The organism is Limnohabitans planktonicus II-D5 (genome assembly GCF_001270065.2).
Classification (GTDB): Bacteria; Pseudomonadota; Gammaproteobacteria; order Burkholderiales; family Burkholderiaceae_C; genus Limnohabitans_A; species Limnohabitans_A planktonicus.
The window spans coordinates 36,523-58,935 of sequence record NZ_LFYT02000018.1; the positions used below are offsets into that span (position 1 = coordinate 36,523).

The window sequence follows — 22,413 nt, forward strand, 5'->3', positions numbered from 1 at the left end:
GTTTGGGCACAGGCCCCTGTCGGAGTCTTCGACCACCGACCTACAAATACACGGCCTCGTAGGTCGGCACCTTCAGGTCCGACGCTATTCTGCTTCGGCACAGGCCCATGTCGGGATCTTCGACCGTCGACCTACAAATAAACGGCCCCCGTAGGTCGGCACCTTCAGGTCCGACATGAATGCGGATCAACGCACAAGGCTGACTCAGTGTCGCCCCACCAGTCGGTAGACCACCCATCCCAGCACCGACACCCCCAAGGCTGCTGCCGTGAAAGCCAGGGACAACCAACCCATGTCCACGCTTTGGGCCATGAGCAGCACACCAGTGGATTGGCCAAAAAACAGCGAGCAGGCGAACAAGGTCACGGCCGAGCCGCGAGCGGCTGGGGCCATTTGGGTGGCCTGCACCTGCAGGGTGTTGTGCAGCATATAAAAACCCAAGCCCGTCATCAGGCAAGCCAACATGCCCAGCCACACCCCGCTGCCCCAAGCCAACACCAACAGACCTGAGGCCACCAGACCAGCCCCCGTGCGCACCAAGCCACGCTCGCCCAGCCAGGCCAACCAGCGCCGAGCCATCTGGCTGTAGAGCAAACCGCCCACGCCATACAGCATCATGACCGAGCCTGCGGCCACCACGCTCAAACCAAACTGCTGGTGCAAATGCGTGGGCATGAAGGCCATGGCACCAAACACCAAAGCGCCCTCAGCAGCCGTGACGGTCAGCACCCAACGCACGCGAGACATGGCCAGCAACTGGCCCGTCAGGCGAAACGAGGCGATCAGGGTGGGGGCCTGAGTTGATGCGGCCACGGGTGACTTTTGACGCCCACGCCACAGCAGAGCGGCTGCCAGCGCGAACATCACAGCCAACAGCACAAAGGCCGAGCGCCAGCCCAGCGTGTCGGCGGCAAAGCCACCAAACCACAGGCCGCTCATCATGCCAATGACGGTGGCGCTCATCAGTTTGGCCAGGGTTTCCTGCCGGCGTTCATACGGCACCTGGTCGCCCACCCAGGCCATGGACAGCGGGATGATGCCTGCCGCTGCCGCGCCCATAAAGCCGCGCATCACCAAGAGCATGGGCAAGTTGACCGACAACGCCGTGATGGCGCTGAACAGCGCACACGCGGTCACCGCCAAAGAGACCACACGCAGCTTGCCAAATCGCTCGCCCAAGGGGCCATAAAACAACTGCATCAGGCCGTAGACCACAGCGAACACCGATACCACCCCCGAAGCCTCGCCGGTGCTGACCTGAAACTCCTGCCCCAGCACCACCAGCATCGGGTCGCAGATGCGCATCGACGCCATGCTGGCAAAACCAGCCAGGCCCAAAAGCGTCAGGTGCTGGCGTTCGTCTGCGGGCGTGAATGTGGTCATGTTTGGGTGGTCATGTTTGCGTGCACATGCTCAGGCCAGTTGTTGCTCCAGGTCATGCAGGACCTGGTAGCACGGCAGCACTTGGGCAATGGAACTGTTGGGCTCGCGACCTTCGCGGATCGCGGCGAAGAATTCACGGTCTTGCAGCTCAATGCCGTTCATCGACACAGCCACTTGCGACACATCGATCTTTTCTTCCTTGCCGGTGAACAGGTCGTCGTAACGCGCCAAATAAGTGCCCGTGTCACCGATGTAGCGGAAGTACGTGCCCAAAGGCCCGTCGTTGTTGAAGCTGAGTGACAAAGTGCAGATCGCACCGTTGGCGGCTTTCAGCTGGATGCTCATATCCATGGCGATGCCCAAAGTGGGGTGAATCGGACCTTGCACCGCGTTGGCTTTCACGATGGGGCTGCCGCACTGGTAGGCGAACAGGTCCACCGTGTGCGCGGCGTGGTGCCACAGCAGGTGGTCGGTCCAGCTGCGGGCCTGGCCCAGCGCGTTCATGTTGGTGCGGCGGAAAAAATAGGTCTGCACATCCATCTGCTGGATGTTGAACTCACCCGCCTTGATCTTGTGGTTGACCCACTGATGGCTGGGGTTGAAACGGCGGGTGTGGCCCACCATGGCCACCAGGCCGGTTTCCTGTTGAACGCGCAGCACTTCCTGGCCGTCCTTGTACACATCGCACAGCGGAATTTCCACCTGCACATGCTTGCCCGCCTTCAGGCAAGCCAAGGTCTGGCTGGCGTGCATTTGGGTGGGCGTGCACAGGATGACGGCGTCGACTTCTTTCAGGGCCAGCGATTCATTCAGGTCGGTGGTGACATGGCCAATGCCGTATTTGTCCGCGACCTCTTTGGTTTTGGCCAACTCGCGGCCGATCAGCGAGACCACTTCCACGCCTTCGATGTTTTTAATGCCGTCAAGGTGTTTGATGCCGAAGGCACCGGCGCCTGCGAGGGCGACTTTGATGGGTTTGTTCATGTTTTATCTCCTGAAATGAAAAATCAATGCGAAGTCAAGTACTGCATCGTGCAGTGATCTGGAAAAAACGCACACCGCTCGCGATGAAGAAACACCGTCATCGCGAGGAACGAATTGACGTGGCGATCCAGACACGGGATTGCAGAGCGGAGGGTTTCACGCACAGGTATGCCCTTGATTTTGAGCGGCAGCCTTTCGAAGTCAGGATGCTCACTCATGTCTGCACCCCCAACACCCGCGCCACATCCAACAGAGGAATCACCTGCGCGTTGTCGGCCAAGGGCCAGGACGAGCTGACAGGGGCCACCACATAAGCGCGGCTCAGTTGCAAATCGGTGCAAGCGTTCCAAAAACCTTTGGTCACGCGCGGCGCGTTAGAGAGTTTGATTTCAAAACCGATGCGTTCAGATCCGGTGTCCACCACCGCGTCCATTTCTGCGCCTGCTGCTGTGCGGTAGAAATTGAGCGTGGCGTTGCCGCCCGCCATCAAGGGCAACAAGGCTGCGATGTGATTCACCACCAGCCCTTCCCACGAATAGCCCGACATCGGGTGCCCCTGCAAGTCATCGGCATTGCCAATCCCAAGCAGGGCGTGCAGCAGCCCGGTGTCGCGAAAATAAATTTTGGGCGACTTGACCAAGCGTTTGCCCAAGTTGACGAAATACGGCTCCACTTTTCGCACGATCAGTGCATCGCAAAAAATATCGAGGTAGCGGCCCACGGTGATGGGCGAAATGCCGCCCATGGCCACCGCCAAGCTCGACGCATTGAACAATTGCCCATGTTGGTGCGCCAGCATGCGCAAAAAGCGCCACAGGGTTTCGCCCGGAATGGTGATGCCCAAAGCGGGTAAATCTCGTCGCACAATGGACTGCAAGTAATCGTTGCGCCAGCGCAGTGATTGCGCATCGGTTTTGGCCATTGTGCTCAAGGGCATGCCGCCACGCTGCCAATGCGCTTGCAGGGCCAACAACTGCTGTGTGGCGTCTTGGCTGGCTGCAACGGTTTGTACTTCGTTCCACAACAATGGCGGCAATTCGAAATAGCTCACCCGCCCCGCCAACGATTCTGCCGACTGCCGCAACAACGCGCCGCTGGCCGAACCCAAGAGCAAAAAGCGTCCCGGCCTGCGGTCAGCATCGATTTCGGGGCGAAGCTGTACAAACAAAGCTGGCATGGTTTGCACTTCGTCAAGCACGACCAAGCGGCTTCGGTTCGCTGCAAAAAATGCACTCGCCTGGTCCAGCTTGGCCCGGTCTTCGGGCAATTCCAAATCCAAAAAAACCGCATCCGATATAAGCTCAGCACACGCTCGTGCCAAAGTGGATTTACCCACCTGTCGCGCACCCAGCAAGACCACACCGGGCGAATAGTCCAAGCGATCTTGCAATTCACGGTTAAATAGGCGATCAATCATCATTGTATTTTGTTACATCAAATATCAAAATGCAAGGATAAAAATCACTCAATTGACCTTCAAATGCTTCAAGAATTTTCCAAAATCACATGCCCCACCGCCGTGTTGCTGGCAGGCACATGGTAGAAGCGGTGACGCAACTTGGGCGCAGGACCAGTGGCCTGGCCGCCCTCGATGTCGCTCATCGCACCACGGGCGATCAGCCACATGACCAGCTCGATGCCTTCGCTGCCCGCTTCGCGCACGTAGTTGATGTGTGGCGTGGCCGCGCAGGCAGCAGGGTCGTTGATCAACTGGTCGAGCCAGGCGTTGTCCCACTCGCGGTTGATCAGGCCCGCACGCGCGCCCTGCAGCTGGTGGCTCATGCCGCCTGTGCCCCAGATGTGTACGTTCAGGTCTTCGTCGTAACTCTCCACCGCTTTGCGAATCGCTTGCCCCAAGTTGAAGCAGCGCTGACCGCTGGGCACGGGGTACTGCACCACGTTCACAGCGAAAGGGATCACCGGGCAAGGCCAGGCGTCTTTGACCGGGTCCAGCGGGCCACACATCAGCGACAGGGGCACCGTCAGGCCGTGGTCCACGTCCATCTTGTTGACGATGGTCAGGTCAAAGTCTTGCTGAATGACCGACTGCGCGATGTGCGAGGCCAATTCAGGGTGGCCTTTCACCACAGGCACCGGCCGAGGCCCCCAGCCTTCGTCGGCGGGCTGGTACTCGGCTGCGGTGCCAATGGCGAAGGTCGGAATCAGGTCGGAGCTGAAAGCCGTGGCGTGGTCATTGAACACCAGAAAAATCACGTCCGGTTTGTTGTCCTTCATCCATTGCTTGGAGAAGTCGTAGCCCGCGAACACGGGCTTCCAATAGTCTTCCTGCGTCTTGCCCAGGTCCATGGCCGCGCCAATGGCGGGAACATGCGAGGTGTAGACGGATGCGGTGATTTTGGCCATGTCTTGTTCTCTCAAAAGAATTGGGATCTGACCCCAATTTGATTAATTGGGGTCAGACCCCATTAAGGCTTTTGGCCCGCTGCGCTGGACTGTTGCCCGGCTGCGCCTTGGGGCTGGTTTTGGACTTGGGCGCTGCCGTTTTCGCCGATGTAGCGGTTGCCCTCGATGCTGCGCCCGCCTGCGATCATCATGTTGCGGTATTCCTCTTCGGTCATGCCGGTCATCGAGCCCGCCATTTGCTGGAAGCTCTTGCCGTCGGTCGCACCGATCTTGGCCAGAAAGTAGATGTTGCCGCCCGTGCGCATGCACCAGTTCAGGTCTCGCGCCAGCACGGCCTGCTTTTGCTCTTCGGTCATCTGCCACTCGTCCAGATAAGCACGCTCGTCGGCCTTGAACCGCTCACGGTTTTCAGCCTTCATGAGCGACATGCAAAACTGGTTGAGCCAGTAACCTTTGCGCGATTGCTCGGCGTCAAAAATGATGGTGCCGGGCACGTCTTTGTAGGGTTTATCTAGAGCCATGGTGGTATTTCGTTGAGCGCTTTAGGTTGGGCGTTGGGCGTTGGGCGTTGGGCGTTGGGCGTTGGGAATTCAGCGGATCTTTGATTTTCACGCTAAACGCTCAACGCTGAACACTCAACCCTCTTCAGGCCAGTACAGCCGCATCGGGTTGTCCACCAACAGCTTCTTTTGCAACTCGGCGGTCGGTGCGATGTGCGGGATGAAATCAACCAGCAGACCGTCGTCGGGCATGTGGTCTTTCAGGTTGGGGTGTGGCCAGTCGGTGCCCCACAGGACGCGATCGGGGAACTCTTGCACGATGCGCTGGGCAAACGGGATCACGTCTTGGTATGCGTTCTGTTCACCGCTCAAGGCCTTGGGGCCAGTCACCGACAAACGCTCGGGGCAAGACACTTTGCTCCACACATTGCTGTGCTCGCGCATGAACTTCTGGAACAGCGCAAACTGCGGGCCGTCCACGGGCAGCGACACATCAGGGCGGCCCATGTGGTCCACCACCACGGTGGTCGGCAGCGCGGTGAAAAAGTCCCACAGCTCGGGCAAGTCGACCGCCTCAAAGTAGATAACCACATGCCAGCCCCATTTTTGGATGCGGCCCGCGATCTCCATCAGCTCGTCCTTGGGCGTGAAGTCCACCAAACGCTTGACGAAGTTGAAACGCACACCGCGCACACCGGCGTCGTGCATGGCCTGGATTTCCTGGTCGGTCACGCTGCGCTTGACGGTGGCCACGCCTCGCGCCATGCCGCCCGAGTTGACCAAGGCATCGACCAGGGCTCGGTTGTCTGCGCCGTGGCAGGTGGCCTGCACCACCACATTGCGCGCAAAGCCCAGGTGGTCACGCAGCGCATACAGCTGGTGCTTGCTGGCATCGCACGGTGTGTATTTGCGCTCGGGGGCGTAGGGAAATTCAGTGCCCGGGCCAAACACGTGGCAATGCGCATCGACCGCGCCTGCGGGCAATTGGAATCGCGGCTTGGACGGGCCGGTGTACCAGTCCATCCAGCCTGCGGTTTTGGTGAAGTCACCCGACGTGGGTTTATCCATGGTTTTGCTCATCTCGAACGCCTTTCAAATGTCTTTTGTAGGTCGGTACCTTCAGGTCCGACACTGCGTACCCAAGGTCCTTGTCGGGGCTGAAGCCGCCGACCTACAGGAATCGGTCTTTTGCAGGTCGGTACCTTCAGGTCCGACGCAGCGTACCCAAGGTCCTTGTCGAGGCTGAAGCCGCCGACCTACAGGAATCGGTCTTTAGCAGGTCGGCACCTTCAAGTCCGACACTGCGTACCCAAGGTCCTTGTCGGGGCTGAAGCCGCCGACCTGCAAGTAAATCAGTCAATGTATTTCAGGCCCGCCGCCGCCAAGGGCTCGCGCATCTTGTACATGTCCAGGCCCAGCACGCCCGAGGCCAGCTTGGCGCGTTTTTCGCCTTCGTTGGCTTCACGCGCTTGCGCGGCAGCCACCGTTTTGGCGGCCAGTGCCTGCGGCACACACACCACACCATCGTCGTCGGCCACGATCACGTCACCAGGGTGGACGATCATGCCGGCGCACACCACCGGGATGTTGACCGAACCGATGGTGGCCTTGATGCAGCCCTTGCTGCTGATGGCTTTGCTCCAAACCGGGAAGTTCATTTTTTGCAGTTCTTTCACATCGCGAACACCGGCATCGATGATCAAAGCGCGTGCGCCTCGGGCCTGAAACGATGTGGCCAACAGGTCGCCAAAGTAGCCGTCGGTGCAATCGGCCGTGATGGCTGCGACCACGATGTCGCCGGGCTGAATCTGCTCGGCCACCACATGCATCATCCAGTTGTCACCCGGATGCAGCAGCACGGTGACGGCCGTGCCCGAGACTTGAGCGCCGGGGTAGATGGGGCGCATGTAAGGCTTCATGAGGCCGACACGACCCATGGCCTCGTGCACCGTGGCTGAGCCGAGTGCGCCCAGGCCGTCAGCGGTTGCGCGGTCCGTGCGGGTGATGTTGCGGTAAACAACGCCGAGTTCGTACATGGTTTTCTCCTGATTCAATTCAAAGGGGCTTTTTGTAGGAGCCAGCCTGCTGGTGATTCATGCAGCACAAGCCATCGCTTGCAGGCATGCTCCCACAACACCGTTCAACAAACATCACCCATTACAGGCCTTTGGCCGTCAACTGGTCGTCCAGCCGCTTGAACACGCGACGCGCATTGCCCTCATAAACCATGTAACGCTCTTCGTCGTTCAGGTTGGCCGTGGCTTGCACATAGCGCTTGGTGTCATCAAAGTAGTGACCGGTCTCGGGGTCGATGCCGCGCACCGCGCCGATCATCTCGGACGCGAACAAGATGTTCTTGACCGGTATCACTTTGGTCAGAAGGTCAATCCCCGGCTGGTGGTACACGCAGGTGTCAAAGAAGATGTTGTTGAGCAGGTGCTCGGACAGCAAAGGCTTTTTGAGTTCTTGCGCCAAGCCACGGAAACGGCCCCAGTGGTAAGGCACCGCGCCGCCGCCGTGCGGAATCAAAAACTTCAGCGTCGGGAAATCCTTGAAAAGGTCAGAGGTCAGGCACTGCATGAAAGCGGTGGTGTCAGCATTCAGGTAATGCGCGCCAGTGGTGTGAAAGCAGCTGTTGCAGCTGGTGCTCACATGGATCATGGCGGGGATGTCGTACTCCACCATTTTTTCGTAGATGGGGTACCAGGCTTTGTCGCTCAAGGGGGGCGATGTCCAGTGGCCGCCCGACGGATCGGGGTTGAGGTTGATGCCCACGTTGCCGTATTGCTCGACGCACTTGACCAGCTCGGGGATGCAAGTGGCCGGGTCCACGCCGGGTGACTGGGGCAGCATGGCCGCAGGCACAAAGTGGTCGGGGAAGAGTTGCGCCACGCGGTAGCACAGCTCGTTGCAAATCGCGGCCCAAGTAGACGACACATTGAAGTCGCCAATGTGGTGCGCCATGAAGCTGGCTCGGGGGCTGAAGATGGTGATGTCCGAGCCGCGCTCTTTCATCTTGGCCAGCTGGTTGGTCTCGATGGTCTCGCGCAATTCGTCATCGCTGATTTTCAGCTCGGAGACTTTGGGGCTGACGCTGGGGTCTTTGATGCCCGCAATCTGCTTGTTGCGCCAGTCTTCCAGTGCCTTGGGGGCGGTGGTGTAGTGGCCGTGCACGTCAATGATCAAGGGGTTCGTTTGGCTCATTTTTTCTTCTCGCGGATGGCATGGGTCGCTGGATCGAATGGGGACACTGGGTGCCCCAATATGTCTTTGGTCGGTCAGAGGTTTTAGCCCCGACATGCATCACCAGAGCACTTGGCATGCCATGGTGCAATTTGTAGGTCGGTGGCTTTAGCCCCGACAGGCTTCACCGGTGCACTGTGTCGAGGCTAAAGCCACCGACCTGCAAAAGAGATGCTTCAGTTTTGAAGCCTACATTGTGCAGGCACACCCTGCCCCGACAAAGGCCCATCACCATCTACCAGATAGAACAAATTAGCATAACTGAGCTGTAGGTATGACAAAATCAGCCTAACCAAACACCCCCCATGGACCTCAAACAGCTCGAATACTTTGTGCGTGTGGCCGAACTGGGCAGCTTCACCAGGGCCGCCCAGGCACTGAACATCGCCCAACCGGCGCTCAGCCGACAGGTGCGCCTGCTCGAAGTCGAGCTGCGGCAAAACCTGCTGGTGCGCAACGGGCGTGGCGCCACCCCCACCCAGGCCGGGCTGCTGCTGCTGGAGCACGGCCTGGGCATCCTGCACCAGGTCGAGCGGGCACGGGAAGAACTGGGCCGGGTGCGCACGGGCCTCACAGGCCGAGTCGCTTTAGGCCTGCCGCCCAGCGTGGCGCGGGTGCTGACGGTGCCACTCACCCGGGCCTTTCGCGCCAAGATGCCCGAGGCCCAGCTGTCCATCAGCGAAGGCCTGTCCAGCGCCATGCAGGAAAACCTGCAAAACGGCCGCCTGGACATCGCCGTGCTCTACAACCCCAGCCCCATGCCTGGCATCGAGCACACCCCGCTGGTGCAAGAGGAATTGCTGCTGGTACAACCGCGCCCGCCCGGCTTGCAAGAAGACCCGCCCCCGCCCGCCATCGGCCTGCAAGAAGTCGCCGCCCTGCACTTGGTCATCCCCACCCGCCCGAACGCCATCCGCATGCATGTGGAGTCTGAGATGGCCGCCATCGGCTGCCGCCCCCTCATTGCGCTGGAGATCGACGGCGTGAGCGCAATCCTCGACCTGGTGGCCGACGGCGCGGGCTACGCCATCTTGCCGCGCAACGCCGTCATGCGCTCGGTGCGGCCTTCGGCGTTTTCGGTGCGGCCGTTGAAGCAACCGGCCCTGCACATCCAACTGACTACTGCCATCAGCGCACAACGCCCGAGCACCCTCACCCAGCAAGCCACCCTGGCCCTTCTGACCGAGATGGCGGTACAGTGGCTCAGCCCGCCTTGACGGTCAAACACCCGCTGCAGACACCCCGCGTCAGACACACCACCGAACACTCGTCCCCACCATGCCCGCGTTTCTGAATGAAGCCATGCCCCACCTGCTGAAGCAATTGAAGTTACAGCAGTGACTATTGATCCGGCACGCTGAAGTTTGAAATGTGTGAGAAATGTCATCGGGTAGGTCGGTACTCGCAGAGTCCGACACGATGGGTTTGGGCACAGGCCCATGTCGGGGTCTTCGACCGCCGAGCTACAACATCTTTAAGCATTGAAAACTTCACAGTGCCGAATCAATAAATTCAGCTGTCATCGCCTGCGCCCCTAAAATTAAGGACAAACGTCAACCCACTTGCAAGGACCCTGCATGCAAATGAATGCCATACCGTTCGGGACGACTGATTGGTCGAATATTGCCCGTACCGAGCATCCAGGTGAACGCGGCACCGCCTATTGGTGCACGCAAGTCTTTGGCGACGTCCGCGTCCGCATGGTCGAATACACACCAGGTTATCTGGCAGATCATTGGTGCACAAAAGGCCATATCCTTTTGTGCATGAACGGCGAGCTTCACACCGAACTTGAAGATGGCCGTGTTTTCAAGCTTGTCCCGGGCATGAGTTACCAAGTTGCCGACCATGCCGAACCCCATCGGTCCTACACAGAGGTCGGAGCCACACTCTTTATCGTGGACTGATGGATCGTCAGGGGAGACTTCAGAAATACGTCACGCCAGAAATTCACTATTGATTCGGCCCTGTGAAGTTTTCAATGCGCAAAGCTGTTGTAGGTCGGCGGTCAAAGACTCCGACATGGGCCTGTGCCGAAACCAATAACGTCGGACTCTGCGGGTGCCGACCTGCGAGATGACATGTCTCACGCATTTCAACCTTCAGTGTGCCGGATCAATAGGCTTGACTGAGGCCGCATAAAACACATGGAACAGCCGACAAAAGAAGGCTTTCCATGTGCAGGTGGCATGGATGCTGACTGCGCGCAGTGTCGGGGCTAAGCCTCCGACCTGCAAAATGCCGGCAGATCCGAGCATCTGCTGCGTCGCAACGCCCCTCAATGCGCCTTCTCCCAATTCGGCCCAAAACCCACTTCGGCCAACAGCGGCACTTTCAAATCGGCCACACCCGCCATGATGCGCGGGACTTCGGTGCGCACCCATTCCACCTCGGCCTCGGGCACTTCAAACACCAATTCGTCGTGCACCTGCATGATGACCTTGGTGGTCTTGCCTTGTTCGTCGAGCGCTTTTTGCACCGCCACCATGCTCAGCTTGATCAGGTCAGCCGCTGTGCCCTGCATGGGTGCGTTGATGGCGGCGCGCTCGGCCCCGGCGCGGCGCGGGCCGTTGGGGCTGTTGATCTCGGGCAGCATCAGGCGGCGGCCAAACACGGTCTCCACATAACCCAGCGCCTTGGCCTGTTCACGGGTGGCGTCCATGTAGTGCTTGACCCCGGCAAAACGCTCGAAGTAGCGAGTGATGTAGTTCTTGGCGGCCGTGTTGTCGATGGTGAGCGCCTTGGCCAAACCAAACGCACTCATGCCGTAAATCAGGCCAAAGTTGATGGTCTTGGCGTAACGGCGCTGCTCGCTGCTCACCGTGTCGGGCGTTGCGCCAAACACCTCGGCGGCCGTGGCCTTGTGCACGTCCAGCCCTTCATGAAAGGCCTTGAGCAAAGCCGGGTCGTCGCTCAGGTGCGCCATGATGCGCAGCTCGATCTGGCTGTAATCGGCGCTCGCAATCACGCAGCCTGCAGGGGCCACAAAGGCCTCGCGCACCTTGCGGCCCTCTGCGGTGCGCACCGGGATGTTTTGCAGGTTCGGCTCGTTGCTCGACAGACGGCCCGTGACGGCCACCGCTTGGGCGTAATTCGTGTGCACACGGCCCGTGCGCGGCAAGGCCAATTGCGCCAGCTTGTCGGTGTAAGTGCCTTTTAGCTTGGCCAGGCTGCGGTGCTCCAGGATGCGGGCGGGCAGCGGGTAGTCTTCGGCCAGTTTTTCGAGCACCTCTTCGTCGGTGCTGCGCGCGCCCGTGGCGGTTTTCTTGATGACGGGCAGGCCCAGCTTGTCAAAAAAGATCTCGCCCAGCTGCTTGGGGCTGGACAGGTTGAAGGGCTGCCCGGCGATCTCGTAGGCCTCGGTTTCGAGCTGCACGATGCGCTCGCCCAACGCCTGGCTTTGTGCGGCCAGCGTGGGCGCATCGATCAGCACCCCGTTGCGCTCGATGCGGTAAAGAGATTCGCTGGTAGCGATCTCCAGCTCGTAAACGTACTTGAGCCCCGCGTGCGCCTCGATCTGCGGCCACAGCGCCAAGTGCACGTCCAGGCACTGGTCCGAGTCTTCGCACGAATAGTGCGCCGCCTTGTCCACTTCCACCTGCGCAAACGGGATCTGGTGGGCACCTTTGCCGCACAGGTCTTCATAGGTCACGCCCTTGCGGCCCACATGGCGCTCGGCCAGGCTGGAGAGGCCATGCGGCTTGTGCACCTCGAGCACATAGCTCTCCAGCATGGTGTCGTGGGCGTAGCCCTGCACCTCGATGCCATGGTTGGCGAACACATGGCGGTCGTATTTGATGTTCTGGCCCAGCTTGTGGCGGGCCGGGTTTTCCAGCCAGGGCTTGAGCTTGGCCAGCACTTCGGCCAAAGGCAGCTGCTCGGGCGCAGCCGGACCGTTGTGGGCCAACGGGATGTAGGCCGCCTCGCCGGGCGTGACGCTGAGCGAAATGCCCACGATTTCGGCGCGCATGGCGTCCAAAGAGGTGGTTTCGGTGTCGATGGCAGTGAGCGGGGCTTGTTCGATGCGGGCCAGCCAAGTGTAGAACGCGGCCCAGTCGAGGACGGTGTCGTATTGCAGCTCGCCTTGCACCGAGCTCGCTGCGGTGTCGAGCACAGGGGCAGCTGCAGGCTCCTCGTCAGGTGCCGATCCAAACAAATCCCCCATGCCTGTGTCTTTGGGTTTGGCCGCTTTTGCCTTGGCCACAGGCGATGGCATGGCCCCGCCCAGCGACTGCACCAGGCCCTTGAAGCCATAGGTCTGGTAGAAATTCAACAACTTTTCTTTGTCAGGCGCGTGCAGATGCAAGCTGGCCAATGAGGGCAGATCTGGCACCCAGCCGTTCAGGTCGCAATCGGTTTTCATGGACACCAAGGCGCGGCCTTTTGGCAGCCAGTCCACAGCCTGGCGCAGGTTCTCGCCCGCCACACCTTTGATGTCGTGGGCATGCGCCATCAGGTTGTCAAGCGATCCGTATTCCATCAGCCACTTGGCCGCCGTCTTGGGGCCCACCTTGGCCACGCCGGGCACGTTGTCCACCGTGTCGCCCACCAAGGTCTGGTAGTCGATCATCAGCGAAGGCGGCACGCCAAACTCTGCAGTCACGCCCGCCACGTCGCGCACCTTGCCGTTCATCGTGTCGATGATGGTGATGTGCTCATTGACCAACTGGCTCAGGTCCTTGTCGCCGCTCGACACCGTGACCTCGATACCTTGCTGCGCGGCCACATGGGCCAGGGTGGCGATCACGTCGTCGGCCTCCACGCCGGGCACGTCAAGCACCGTCCAGCCCATCAGGCGAACCAGCTCATGGATCGGCTCGATCTGCGAGCGCAAGTCGTCGGGCATGGGGCTGCGATTGGCTTTGTAGGCGGGGTACAGCTCGTCACGGAAAGTGGGGCCTTTTGCGTCGAACACGCAGGCGGCATAAACAGCAGGCACGTCCTTGCGCAGCCGCTCCATCATGTTGATCATGCCGCGAATCGCCCCAGTGGCGGGGCTGCTCGGGTCGCCCGGCACGGCCCGCAGGTCGGGCATGGCGTGGAAGGCGCGGTATAAATAGCTGGAGCCATCGACCAGCAACAAGGCAGGTTTGGTTGAGGAAGAGGGGGTGGAAGTGTCGGGATTCGTGTCGCTCATGCCCCGATTGTGCATGGGAGCACTTGCCCCGGAATGTGTCCAGGCCAAGAAAATTCGATGAACAGGAAGATCTCACTGCGGTCGATCGGTCGCAAATGCAGGGAACCGCCGCAAACGACTTCAATGCCCCGGCATGCGCCCCACAAACCGGCTTGCAGTCAATGCACCATAACGAACGTCACCGGACTGCAAACCCTTGATTTCCCAATGAAAAAGGGCGTTTACTGGATGCCAGTAAACGCCCTTGGATTTGCATATGGTGGAGCTGGGGGGATTTGAACCCCCGTCCATAAGTCTTTTTCGTACAGTTCTACATGTGTAGTCGTCTGATTTGAGTCTCGCCAAATGAACCGCGCAGCGACACGCTGAACACCCAGCCAGCACCCTTTTTTCTCACACCACCCCAAGGTACCCGAGGTGATGCCAGCCCATATGTTTTACCTTGCAGCCAGGACTTTGAGGGCTTTAACACCCTCATCACCCTGACCCAGCCTATCGGCCAACTGTTGCAAGGCTCACCGGATTAAGCGGCGAGTGCGAAACGTTCGTCGTTTGCAGTTAGTTTTTTTTCCGAAGATTAACGAGGATCAGAACCTCGACATGCCCTGCCACGCGTCCGAACCCATGTCGAAACCAGTGCAGCCCCTGAGTGGACTATTTTAGGCGCTTTGCAGGAATTTCAAGAGCTCTGTCGGAGAATCAATGTGCAAATGGGCATTCCAGCGCGAAATATCGGTCTGCTGGCCTAAATAACCGTAGGTGGCGGCCACAGTGCCCATGCCGGCGGCCAGACCCGCGACGATGTCACGCTCATCGTCTCCGACATACACGCACCGGGCCGGGTCGATGGCCAAACGTCGTGCGGCCTCGAAAAGGGGTTCGGGGTGTGGTTTGGCGTGCGGGGTGGTGTTGCCGCTGACGATGGTCCCGGCCGTGGCGAACAAGGGCATGGCCGAGGTGAGCGGATCGGTGAATCGGCTGGATTTGTTGGTCACCACGCCCCATGGCAGGCCCAGTGCCACCAGGCGCTCGATCATGTCCACCACGCCATCGAAGATGCGGGTGCGTTCGGTCATGCAGTTTTCGTAGTTGACGAAAAACTCTTCTTTCATGGCCTCGAAGTCGGGGTGCTCGGGTGTCATCTCAAAGGCGATGCCCAGCATGCCCCGGGCACCAGCTCCGGCCATGTGGCGGTAATGCTCCAGGGGCAAAGAGGGCAAGCCACGGTCGACCCGCATTTTGTCCACCGCTGCACCCAAATCCGGGGCGCTGTCAATCAAGGTGCCGTCCAGGTCAAACAAAACGGCTTGTGCATGTTGAAACATGTTCAGGCTTTCCGGCAGGCGAGCAAATAGTTCACGCTGGTGTCCTGGCTGAGCCAATACCGCTTGGTGAAGGGGTTGTATTCCATGCCCTTGAAGCCTTGGGCGTCCAGTCCGGCTTCGCGCGCCCAGGCTGTCAACTCGCTGGGCTTGATCAGTCGGGCAAATTCGTGCGTGCCTTTAGGCAACAGGTTCAAAATGTATTCAGCCCCGACGATCGCGAAAAGGAATGACTTGGGGTTGCGGTTGAGCGTCGAGAAGAAGACCCAACCGCCGGGTTTGACCATTTGGGCACAGGCTTTGACCACCGAGGCAGGGTCTGGCACATGCTCCAACATCTCCATGCAGGTGACCACATCAAATTGCCCAGGCTGTTCTACGGCCAGGCTTTCGGCACTCACTTCGCGGTATTGAACGCCTTCGGTACCGGCCTCCAGTGCATGCAGCTGAGCAACTTTGAGGGATTTGGTGGCCAAGTCAATGCCCAGCACCTTGGCACCTTTGCGCGCCATCGCATCAGCCAAAATGCCGCCGCCGCAGCCCACATCGACCACGCTCAAGCCGGTAAGCGGGACCAAGCCATGAATCCACTCCAGTCGCAAGGGGTTGATCTGGTGCAGGGGGCGAAATTCGCTTTCAGGATCCCACCAGCGGTGGGCCAGGTCAGAAAACTTGGCCAGTTCGGCCGGATCGACGTTAGGGGCGGGAGTTGAGGAGACATTCATGGACAGGATTGTCGGTCAACAGGCGAGAAAACCAAAAACAAGGACGAAAAAAAGCCCCATCGCTGGGGCTTTTCGTGATCATGGCAATGGATCAGTTAGGGCGTGTGCCCACAACTTCGATTTCCACGCGGCGGTTCTTGGAACGGCCAGCAGAAGTCTTGTTGTCAGCCACTGGCTGCTTCTCGCCTTTGCCTTCGGTGTAAACGCGGTTCTTTTCGATGCCCTTGGACACCAAATAGGCCTTCACAGCGTCGGAACGCTTGACGGACAGCTTCTGGTTGTAACCATCAGCACCCACGGAGTCGGTGTGACCCACAGCAATGATGACTTCCAGGTTGATGCCCTTGACTTTGCCGACCAGGTCGTCCAGCTTGGCTTTGCCTTCAGCTTTCAGGACCGACTTGTCGAAGTCAAAGAATGCGTCAGCAGCATAGGTGACTTTAGTGGCGGCGGCTGGTGCAGGAGCAGCTGCTGCGGGGGCTGCGGCTTTAGGAGCTGGAGCTGCGGCGGCAGGTGCTGCAGGAGCAGGAGCAGGAGCAGCAGCCTTAGGGGCCACGATAGCGCCATCACAACCGGCAGCTGCAGTTGCAGGTGTCCAGTTGGCATCGCGCCAGCACAGCTCTTGGGTGCCGTTTTTCCAGACCAGTTCGCCAGAGCCATTGCGCCAGTTGTCAACGGTTTGAGCGCTGGCAGCGGTTGCGAGAGCTGCGGAGGCCAACAACATTGCCACTTTGCTGAGTTTTTTCATGTTCTTCCTCTTGAGGGATAAAGCCGCAGACTCGCTGCGAAAAAAGACGGACCAGATGACCTTCACCCGATTCGTTACTAAATATTGTGCCATAGACAAGACACTGAATCGTGAAATGCTGCACATACCTGCCAAAGCCACCTTGGAACGAATGAAAATTGTTGCATGCATGCGACACACGCTTGCACCTAAAATCACAGCTTTACATCGCGCTCCTATTTCCTTCCTCTGAATATATGACACAGTTCGCCAAAGAAACACTGCCCATCAGTCTGGAAGAGGAAATGCGGCGCAGCTACCTCGATTACGCCATGAGCGTGATTGTGGGTCGTGCCCTGCCAGACGCGCGTGACGGTTTGAAGCCAGTTCACCGCCGTGCCTTGTTCGCCATGCACGAGCTGAACAACGACTGGAACCGTCCTTATAAAAAGTCGGCCCGTATCGTGGGTGACGTGATCGGCAAATACCACCCGCACGGCGACCAGTCTGTGTACGACACCATCGTGCGGATGGCGCAAGATTTCTCGATGCGCCACATGCTGGTCGATGGTCAGGGCAACTTCGGTTCGGTGGACGGTGACAACGCTGCGGCCATGCGTTACACCGAAATCCGCCTGGCCAAGATCGCCCACGAAATGCTGGGTGACATCGACAAGGAAACCGTCGACTTCGGCCCCAATTACGATGGTTCAGAAAAAGAACCGCTGGTACTGCCCTCACGCCTGCCCAACTTGCTGATCAACGGCTCAGGCGGTATTGCCGTGGGCATGGCCACCAACATCCCGCCGCATAACCTCAATGAAGTGGTGGATGCCTGTCTGCATTTGCTTCGCAACCCGGAAGCTTCCATCGACGAGCTGATGGAAATCATTCCGGCACCGGACTTCCCGACCGCCGGCATCATCTACGGCATCACCGGAGTCAAGGACGGCTACCGCACGGGCCGGGGTCGCGTGGTCATGCGCGCAAAGTGCCACTTTGAAGACATCGACAAGGGCCAGCGCCAATCCATCATCGTGGACGAACTGCCCTACCAGGTGAATAAAAAGACACTGCTGGAACGCATAGCCGAGCTGGTTCATGAGAAGAAGATAGAAGGCATCAGCCACATCCAGGACGAGTCCGACAAGTCCGGCATGCGGGTGGTGATCGAGCTCAAGCGTGGCGAAGTGCCCGAGGTGGTGCTCAACAACTTGTACAAGCAGACCCAGTTGCAGGACACCTTCGGCATGAACATGGTGGCACTGATCGACGGCCAGCCCAAGCTGTGCAACCTGAAAGACCTGATCCAGGTCTTCTTGCAGCACCGCCGCGAAGTCGTCACGCGCCGCACCGTGTTCGAGTTGCGCAAGGCACGCGACCGTGGTCACGTGCTCGAAGGCCTGGCTGTGGCCTTGGCCAACATCGACGACTTCATTGCCATCATCCGCAATGCGCCCACGCCACCCGTGGCCAAAGTTGAGCTGATGAACCGCGCCTGGGATAGCCAGATGGTTCGCACCATGCTCACCCGCGCCCGCGAAGACGGCTCGGTCATCAATGCCGACGACTACCGCCCCGAAGGCCTTGAACGTGAATACGGCCTGAACCAGGACGGCCTGTACCGCCTGTCCGAAACGCAGGCGCAAGAAATTTTGCAGATGCGTCTGCAACGTCTGACCGGTCTGGAACAGGACAAGATCGTCGCTGAATACAAAGAGGTGATGGCCGTAATCGAAGACCTGCTGGACATCCTGGCCAAACCCGAGCGCGTCTCGACCATCATTGGCGACGAGCTGGGCACCGTGCGCCAGGAATTTGGCCAGACCAAGATCGGTGCTCGTCGCAGCGAAATCGAACACAGCGCACAAGACCTGTCTACTGAGGATCTGATCACGCCCACCGACATGGTGGTCACGCTCTCGCACAGCGGCTACATCAAGAGCCAGCCACTTTCTGAATACCGATCGCAAAAGCGCGGTGGCCGTGGCAAACAAGCCGCCGCCACCAAAGAAGACGACTGGATCGACCAGCTCTTCATCGCCAACACACACGACTACCTGCTGTGCTTCTCCAACCGGGGGCGGTTGTATTGGCTCAAGGTTTGGGAAGTGCCGGCCGGTTCACGCGGCTCACGCGGTCGCCCCATCGTCAACATGTTCCCCTTGCAAGAAGGCGAAAAAATCAACGTCGTGCTGGCTCTGACCGGCGAAGCACGCACCTTTCCTGAAGACCAGTTCGTGTTCATGGCCACGTCCATGGGGACAGTCAAAAAGACTTCGCTCGACGAGTTCAACAACCCCCGCAAGGGCGGCATCATTGCAGTGAACCTGGACGAAGGTGACTTTTTGATCGGCGCAGCGCTGACTGACGGCAAGCATGACGTGATGCTGTTCAGCGATGGCGGCAAAGCCGTGCGTTTTGACGAAAACGATGTGCGCCCCCTGGGCCGCAGTGCGCGCGGCGTGCGCGGCATGATGATCGAAGAAACCCAAAGCGTGATCGCCATGCTGGTGGCGGAAGACGAAACCCAAAGCGTGCTCACGGCCACAGAAAACGGCTATGGCAAGCGCACCAACATCACCGAATACACGCGCCACGGCCGTGGCACCAAAGGCATGATCGCCATCCAGCAATCCGAGCGCAACGGCAAAGTCGTGGCCGCCACCTTGGTGCACGCCGACGACGAAATCATGCTGATCACCGACACCGGTGTTTTGGTGCGCACCCGCGTGTCCGAAATCCGCGAGCTGGGCCGCGCCACACAAGGCGTGACCCTGATCGGCTTGGACGAAGGCGCCAAGCTGTCGGGCCTGCAACGCATCGTGGAAAACGACGCGAATGCCGCCGATGGCGATGCCGAGGCACCGACGGACGACAGCACGCCTGCAGCGGAATAAGTGATGGGGCGCGCCTTCAACTTTTCGGCGGGTCCGGCCATCATGCCCGAGGCTGTGTTGCAACAAGCTGCAGCAGAAATGCTCGACTGGCATGGTTCTGGCATGAGCGTGATGGAGATGAGCCATCGCGGCAAAGAGTTCATCAGCATTTACGAGCAAGCCGAAGCAGACCTGCGCGAGTTGCTGGCGGTGCCCGCACACTTCAAGATTTTGTTCATGCAAGGCGGCGGCTTGGCTGAAAACGCCATCGTGCCGCTGAACCTGTCGCAAGGCGGGGCCATGGACTTTGTGCTCACGGGCAGTTGGAGCCAAAAGTCGCTCAAGGAAGCGGGCAAGTACGGGCCAGCCCGCGTGGCAGCCTCGGCGCAAGCCGACGGCTTCACCACCTTGCCCGCACCTGCCACTTGGCAAATCGGTGCCCATACCCGCTATGTTCACATTTGCGGCAACGAAACCATCCACGGCGTGGAATTTCACGAACTGCCTGACCTCAAGGCATTGGGTTGCGACGCCCCGCTGGTGGTGGACTTTTCCTCGCATGTGGCCTCGCGCCCGGTAGACTGGTCGCGAGTGGGCCTGGCCTTCGGCGGCGCACAAAAGAATCTGGGCCCAGCAGGCCTGACCTTAGTGATCGTGCGTGAAGACCTGATCGGCCACGCCCTGCCCCATTGCCCCAGCGCCTTTGACTACAAACTGGTGGCCGACAACCAGTCGATGTACAACACCCCACCCACCTACAGCATCTACATCGCCGGGCTGGTGTTCCAGTGGCTGAAAAAAAATGGCGGCATTGCCGCCATGGAGCAGCGCAACATCGCCAAGGCCCAACTGTTGTACGACTTTCTCGACAGCTCCAGCCTGTTCGAAAACCGTGTCGCCAAAGACTGCCGATCGCGCATGAACGTGCCTTTCTTCTTGCGCGACGAGTCGCGCAACGAGGCCTTTTTGGCAGGAGCCAAAGCCGCCAACTTGTTGCAACTCAAGGGCCACAAAACAGTCGGTGGCATGCGGGCGAGCATTTACAACGCCATGCCGATCGAAGGCGTGCAGGCTTTGGTGGCCTACATGCGTGAATTTGAAAAAACACTGGCCTGAACCCGGCCCTGAAAGACCTGCGGACATGAGCCAACCACCCATTCAGTCGGACGCCCTGGGCGCCTTGCGTGTGCAGATCGACGCGCTGGACAAACAGCTGCTGAGCCTGCTGAACCAACGCGCCCATGTGGCCGAACAAGTGGGCGAGATCAAACGCGCCGAAGGCTCGCCCTTCTTCCGTCCCGACCGCGTGGCCCAAGTCATCGACAAAATCACCGAAGCCAACCCCGGGCCGCTCAAAAACGAACACGTCGCCTCCATCTGGCGCGAGATCATGTCAGCCTGCCTGGCACTTGAGGCCCCACAGCGCGTGGCAGTGCTTGGGCCTCAGGGCACCTTTTGCGAACAAGCAGCCATCGAGTTTTTTGGCAGCGCCGCCAACCTGATTTACTGCGCCAACTTCGACGAAGTGTTTCACGCCACCGCTGCGGGCACAGCCCAGTATGGCGTGGTCGGCATGGAAAACTCCACCGAAGGCGTGGTCGCCCGCTCGCTCGATTTGTTCCTGCGCTCGCCCGTGCATGTGGTGGGCGAAGTCAGCTTGCAAGTGCGCTTCAATTTGCTGCGACAGCTCAATTCAGACGCGGGTATTGAGGTGGTGATGGCGCACCCCCAAGCGCTGGCCCAGTGCCAGGGCTGGCTGTCCAAACACCTGCCGCATGTAGAGCGCCGCGCCGTGTCCAGCAACGCCGAAGGTGCGCGTCTGGCGGCCACCAACCCAGCCTGGGCAGCTTTGGCCAGCGAACGCGCAGCCAGCCAGTTTGGTCTGCACATCGTGCACCACGCCATCCAGGACGAAGCGTTCAATCGCACCCGCTTTGCCGTGATCGCTTTGCCACAAACCTTGGCCACACCACCCGCCTCGGGCAAAGACTGCACCAGCCTTGTGGTATCGGTGCCCAACCGGCCGGGTGCCGTGCACGATTTGCTGGTGCCGCTCAAAAACAATGGCGTGTCCATGACACGTTTCGAGTCGCGCCCAGCCAAATCCGGCCAGTGGGAGTATTACTTCTACATTGACCTGCAAGGCCACATCAGCGAGCCCCATGTGGCTGCGGCCTTGCAAGAGTTGCAAGGCCTGTGCGCGTTTTACAAGGTGCTGGGTTCTTTCCCTGTACCCGAGTGAGCCCACAGTGAAGTTCCAACGCCTGGCCCTGATTGGCTGCGGCCTGATGGGCGGCTCGTTTGCGCTCGCGCTGCGCCAAGCGGGCCTGGTGCAGCACATCACGGGGTTCAGTGCCTCCGAAAAAACACGCCAACGCGCCGTAGAGTTGGATGTCATCGACCAAGCCTGCAGCAGCGTCGCCGAGGCGGTGCTGGATGCCGATTTGGTCTTGCTGGCCGTGCCCGTGGGGGCCATGCACAGTAGCTTTTCTGCGCTGCGAGACGCCCTCTCGCCCAGCGCCTTGCTGATGGACGTGGGCTCCACCAAATGCGACGTCATTGCGGCAGCCCGTGCCGCACTGGGCGAACGCCTCAATGGCTTTGTTCCTGCCCACCCGATTGCGGGCAAAGAGGTGGCCGGCATCGAGCACGCCGAGGGCACGCTCTACCAAGCGCGCCGCACCATCCTCACGCCCTTGCCACAAAACAGCATCCGTCAAATCAAAACGGCGAGCGAGGTCTGGACCGCCATCGGCAGCCATGTGAGCCACATGACGCCCGAGGCACATGACGCCACTTTTGCGGCCGTCAGCCACTTGCCCCACTTGTTGGCATTTGCGTCTGTCAATGCACTCAGCACGCAGCCGCAAGGCGCTGCGTTTTTAGAGATGGCAGGCCCGGGCTTTCGGGATTTTTCGCGCATCGCTGCCAGTGACCCGGCCGTCTGGCGCGACATCCTGAGCGCCAACCGGGCCGAAGTGCTCACGCAGATGGCGCACTTTCGCGTCGCGCTCGACAAGTTTGAAAACACCTTGACGCAAGGCGACACCGCCGCGCTGCAGCAACTGATTCAACAGGCCAGCGACGTGCGCTCGGCCTGGACGCTGCAAGCGGGCAACGCTTGCAACACCGCCTCTGAAGACTGACCC

Annotated in this window: 19 protein-coding genes and 1 other RNA gene; 7 read left to right on the forward strand and 13 right to left on the reverse strand. The window is 59.7% G+C overall.

Translation table 11 applies throughout. The features are described 5' to 3' along the window. Nucleotides 1-204 precede the first annotated feature (204 nt). From H663_RS33795 to H663_RS33830, 8 genes are all read right to left on the reverse strand, one after another. Entirely contained in the window at nt 205-1,383 is a 1,179-nt protein-coding gene (locus tag H663_RS33795; RefSeq protein ID WP_053174256.1) for an MFS transporter, read from the reverse strand. 30 nt (nt 1,384-1,413) lie between these two features. Then, nucleotides 1,414-2,367 carry a Gfo/Idh/MocA family oxidoreductase gene (locus H663_RS33800; protein ID WP_053174254.1) on the reverse strand — a complete coding sequence of 318 codons (954 nt, stop codon included), beginning with the start codon at nt 2,365-2,367 and terminating at the stop codon, nt 1,414-1,416. A gap of 214 nt (nt 2,368-2,581) precedes the next feature. Next, nucleotides 2,582-3,784: an ATP-binding protein gene (locus H663_RS33805; RefSeq protein ID WP_053176781.1), complete on the reverse strand. Its 1,203-nt coding sequence runs from the start codon at nt 3,782-3,784 to the stop codon at nt 2,582-2,584. Between the two features lie 68 nt (nt 3,785-3,852). Continuing rightward, on the reverse strand, nt 3,853-4,731 hold the full coding sequence (locus tag H663_RS33810; RefSeq protein ID WP_053174252.1) for a class III extradiol dioxygenase subunit beta: 879 nt from the start codon (nt 4,729-4,731) through the stop codon (nt 3,853-3,855). Nucleotides 4,732-4,793: 62 nt separating this feature from the next. Continuing rightward, nucleotides 4,794-5,252: a protocatechuate 4,5-dioxygenase subunit alpha gene (gene ligA, locus H663_RS33815; protein ID WP_053174250.1), complete on the reverse strand. Its 459-nt coding sequence runs from the start codon at nt 5,250-5,252 to the stop codon at nt 4,794-4,796. A gap of 114 nt (nt 5,253-5,366) precedes the next feature. Next, nucleotides 5,367-6,299: an amidohydrolase family protein gene (locus tag H663_RS33820; RefSeq protein WP_053176778.1), complete on the reverse strand. Its 933-nt coding sequence runs from the start codon at nt 6,297-6,299 to the stop codon at nt 5,367-5,369. Nucleotides 6,300-6,583: 284 nt separating this feature from the next. Next, entirely contained in the window at nt 6,584-7,267 is a 684-nt protein-coding gene (gene ligK, locus H663_RS33825) for a 4-carboxy-4-hydroxy-2-oxoadipate aldolase/oxaloacetate decarboxylase (protein ID WP_053174248.1), read from the reverse strand. Between the two features lie 121 nt (nt 7,268-7,388). Then, nucleotides 7,389-8,417 carry an amidohydrolase family protein gene (locus tag H663_RS33830; RefSeq protein ID WP_053176776.1) on the reverse strand — a complete coding sequence of 343 codons (1,029 nt, stop codon included), beginning with the start codon at nt 8,415-8,417 and terminating at the stop codon, nt 7,389-7,391. A 362-nt stretch (nt 8,418-8,779) separates the two neighbouring features. Here H663_RS33830 and H663_RS33835 point away from each other — a divergent pair, with 362 nt between their 5' ends. Next, complete coding sequence (locus tag H663_RS33835; protein WP_053174246.1) at nt 8,780-9,691, forward strand: LysR family transcriptional regulator; 912 nt, start codon at nt 8,780-8,782, stop codon at nt 9,689-9,691. Between the two features lie 360 nt (nt 9,692-10,051). Beyond that, nucleotides 10,052-10,381, forward strand: coding sequence for a DHCW motif cupin fold protein (locus H663_RS33840; protein WP_053174244.1), 330 nt, complete (start codon nt 10,052-10,054; stop codon nt 10,379-10,381). 371 nt (nt 10,382-10,752) lie between these two features. Here the strand turns inward: H663_RS33840 and polA are convergent, their stop codons facing one another. The 5 genes from polA to ompA form a co-directional block, all read right to left on the reverse strand. Next, nucleotides 10,753-13,611 (reverse strand): DNA polymerase I, encoded by a 2,859-nt coding sequence (gene polA, locus H663_RS33845; RefSeq protein ID WP_053176774.1) that lies wholly within the window; start codon nt 13,609-13,611, stop codon nt 10,753-10,755. Between the two features lie 257 nt (nt 13,612-13,868). Further along, nucleotides 13,869-14,257, reverse strand: a transfer-messenger RNA (tmRNA) gene (gene ssrA / locus H663_RS33850). A gap of 13 nt (nt 14,258-14,270) precedes the next feature. After that, nucleotides 14,271-14,936: an HAD-IA family hydrolase gene (locus H663_RS33855; protein ID WP_053174242.1), complete on the reverse strand. Its 666-nt coding sequence runs from the start codon at nt 14,934-14,936 to the stop codon at nt 14,271-14,273. Between the two features lie 2 nt (nt 14,937-14,938). Continuing rightward, nucleotides 14,939-15,658 carry a bifunctional 2-polyprenyl-6-hydroxyphenol methylase/3-demethylubiquinol 3-O-methyltransferase UbiG gene (gene ubiG, locus H663_RS33860; protein ID WP_053174240.1) on the reverse strand — a complete coding sequence of 240 codons (720 nt, stop codon included), beginning with the start codon at nt 15,656-15,658 and terminating at the stop codon, nt 14,939-14,941. 91 nt (nt 15,659-15,749) lie between these two features. Further along, nucleotides 15,750-16,406: an outer membrane protein OmpA gene (gene ompA / locus H663_RS33865; RefSeq protein ID WP_053174238.1), complete on the reverse strand. Its 657-nt coding sequence runs from the start codon at nt 16,404-16,406 to the stop codon at nt 15,750-15,752. On the opposite strand from ompA, the gene H663_RS33870 reads away from it, so the two are divergent. From H663_RS33870 to H663_RS33890, 5 genes are read left to right on the forward strand one after another with little or no spacing between them, the layout of a single operon-like run. Then, entirely contained in the window at nt 16,405-16,638 is a 234-nt protein-coding gene (locus H663_RS33870) for a hypothetical protein (RefSeq protein WP_053174236.1), read from the forward strand. The genes ompA and H663_RS33870 overlap by 2 nt on opposite strands. Before the next feature lie 4 nt (nt 16,639-16,642). Further along, nucleotides 16,643-19,285, forward strand: a complete 2,643-nt coding sequence (gene gyrA, locus H663_RS33875) for a DNA gyrase subunit A (RefSeq protein WP_053174234.1) — start codon at nt 16,643-16,645, stop codon at nt 19,283-19,285. A 3-nt stretch (nt 19,286-19,288) separates the two neighbouring features. Then, nucleotides 19,289-20,380 (forward strand): 3-phosphoserine/phosphohydroxythreonine transaminase, encoded by a 1,092-nt coding sequence (gene serC / locus H663_RS33880; protein ID WP_053174232.1) that lies wholly within the window; start codon nt 19,289-19,291, stop codon nt 20,378-20,380. 25 nt (nt 20,381-20,405) lie between these two features. After that, a complete protein-coding gene (pheA, locus tag H663_RS33885) occupies nt 20,406-21,506 on the forward strand; it encodes a prephenate dehydratase (RefSeq protein WP_053174231.1) in 1,101 nt (366 codons plus the stop codon). 7 nt (nt 21,507-21,513) lie between these two features. Further along, nucleotides 21,514-22,410, forward strand: coding sequence for a prephenate dehydrogenase (locus tag H663_RS33890; protein ID WP_240620531.1), 897 nt, complete (start codon nt 21,514-21,516; stop codon nt 22,408-22,410). Nucleotides 22,411-22,413: the final 3 nt, after the last annotated feature.

Coding starts and splice junctions, on each gene's coding strand:
- H663_RS33795 (WP_053174256.1), bottom strand. CDS start 1,383: ATGACCACATTCACGCCCGCAGACGAACGCCAGCACCTGACGCTTTTG.
- H663_RS33800 (WP_053174254.1), bottom strand. CDS start 2,367: ATGAACAAACCCATCAAAGTCGCCCTCGCAGGCGCCGGTGCCTTCGGC.
- H663_RS33805 (WP_053176781.1), bottom strand. CDS start 3,784: ATGATTGATCGCCTATTTAACCGTGAATTGCAAGATCGCTTGGACTAT.
- H663_RS33810 (WP_053174252.1), bottom strand. CDS start 4,731: ATGGCCAAAATCACCGCATCCGTCTACACCTCGCATGTTCCCGCCATT.
- ligA (WP_053174250.1), bottom strand. CDS start 5,252: ATGGCTCTAGATAAACCCTACAAAGACGTGCCCGGCACCATCATTTTT.
- H663_RS33820 (WP_053176778.1), bottom strand. CDS start 6,299: ATGGATAAACCCACGTCGGGTGACTTCACCAAAACCGCAGGCTGGATG.
- ligK (WP_053174248.1), bottom strand. CDS start 7,267: ATGTACGAACTCGGCGTTGTTTACCGCAACATCACCCGCACGGACCGC.
- H663_RS33835 (WP_053174246.1), top strand. CDS start 8,780: ATGGACCTCAAACAGCTCGAATACTTTGTGCGTGTGGCCGAACTGGGC.
- H663_RS33840 (WP_053174244.1), top strand. CDS start 10,052: ATGCAAATGAATGCCATACCGTTCGGGACGACTGATTGGTCGAATATT.
- polA (WP_053176774.1), bottom strand. CDS start 13,611: ATGAGCGACACGAATCCCGACACTTCCACCCCCTCTTCCTCAACCAAA.
- H663_RS33855 (WP_053174242.1), bottom strand. CDS start 14,936: ATGTTTCAACATGCACAAGCCGTTTTGTTTGACCTGGACGGCACCTTG.
- ubiG (WP_053174240.1), bottom strand. CDS start 15,658: ATGAATGTCTCCTCAACTCCCGCCCCTAACGTCGATCCGGCCGAACTG.
- H663_RS33870 (WP_053174236.1), top strand. CDS start 16,405: ATGTTCTTCCTCTTGAGGGATAAAGCCGCAGACTCGCTGCGAAAAAAG.
- ompA (WP_053174238.1), bottom strand. CDS start 16,406: ATGAAAAAACTCAGCAAAGTGGCAATGTTGTTGGCCTCCGCAGCTCTC.
- gyrA (WP_053174234.1), top strand. CDS start 16,643: ATGACACAGTTCGCCAAAGAAACACTGCCCATCAGTCTGGAAGAGGAA.
- serC (WP_053174232.1), top strand. CDS start 19,289: ATGGGGCGCGCCTTCAACTTTTCGGCGGGTCCGGCCATCATGCCCGAG.
- pheA (WP_053174231.1), top strand. CDS start 20,406: ATGAGCCAACCACCCATTCAGTCGGACGCCCTGGGCGCCTTGCGTGTG.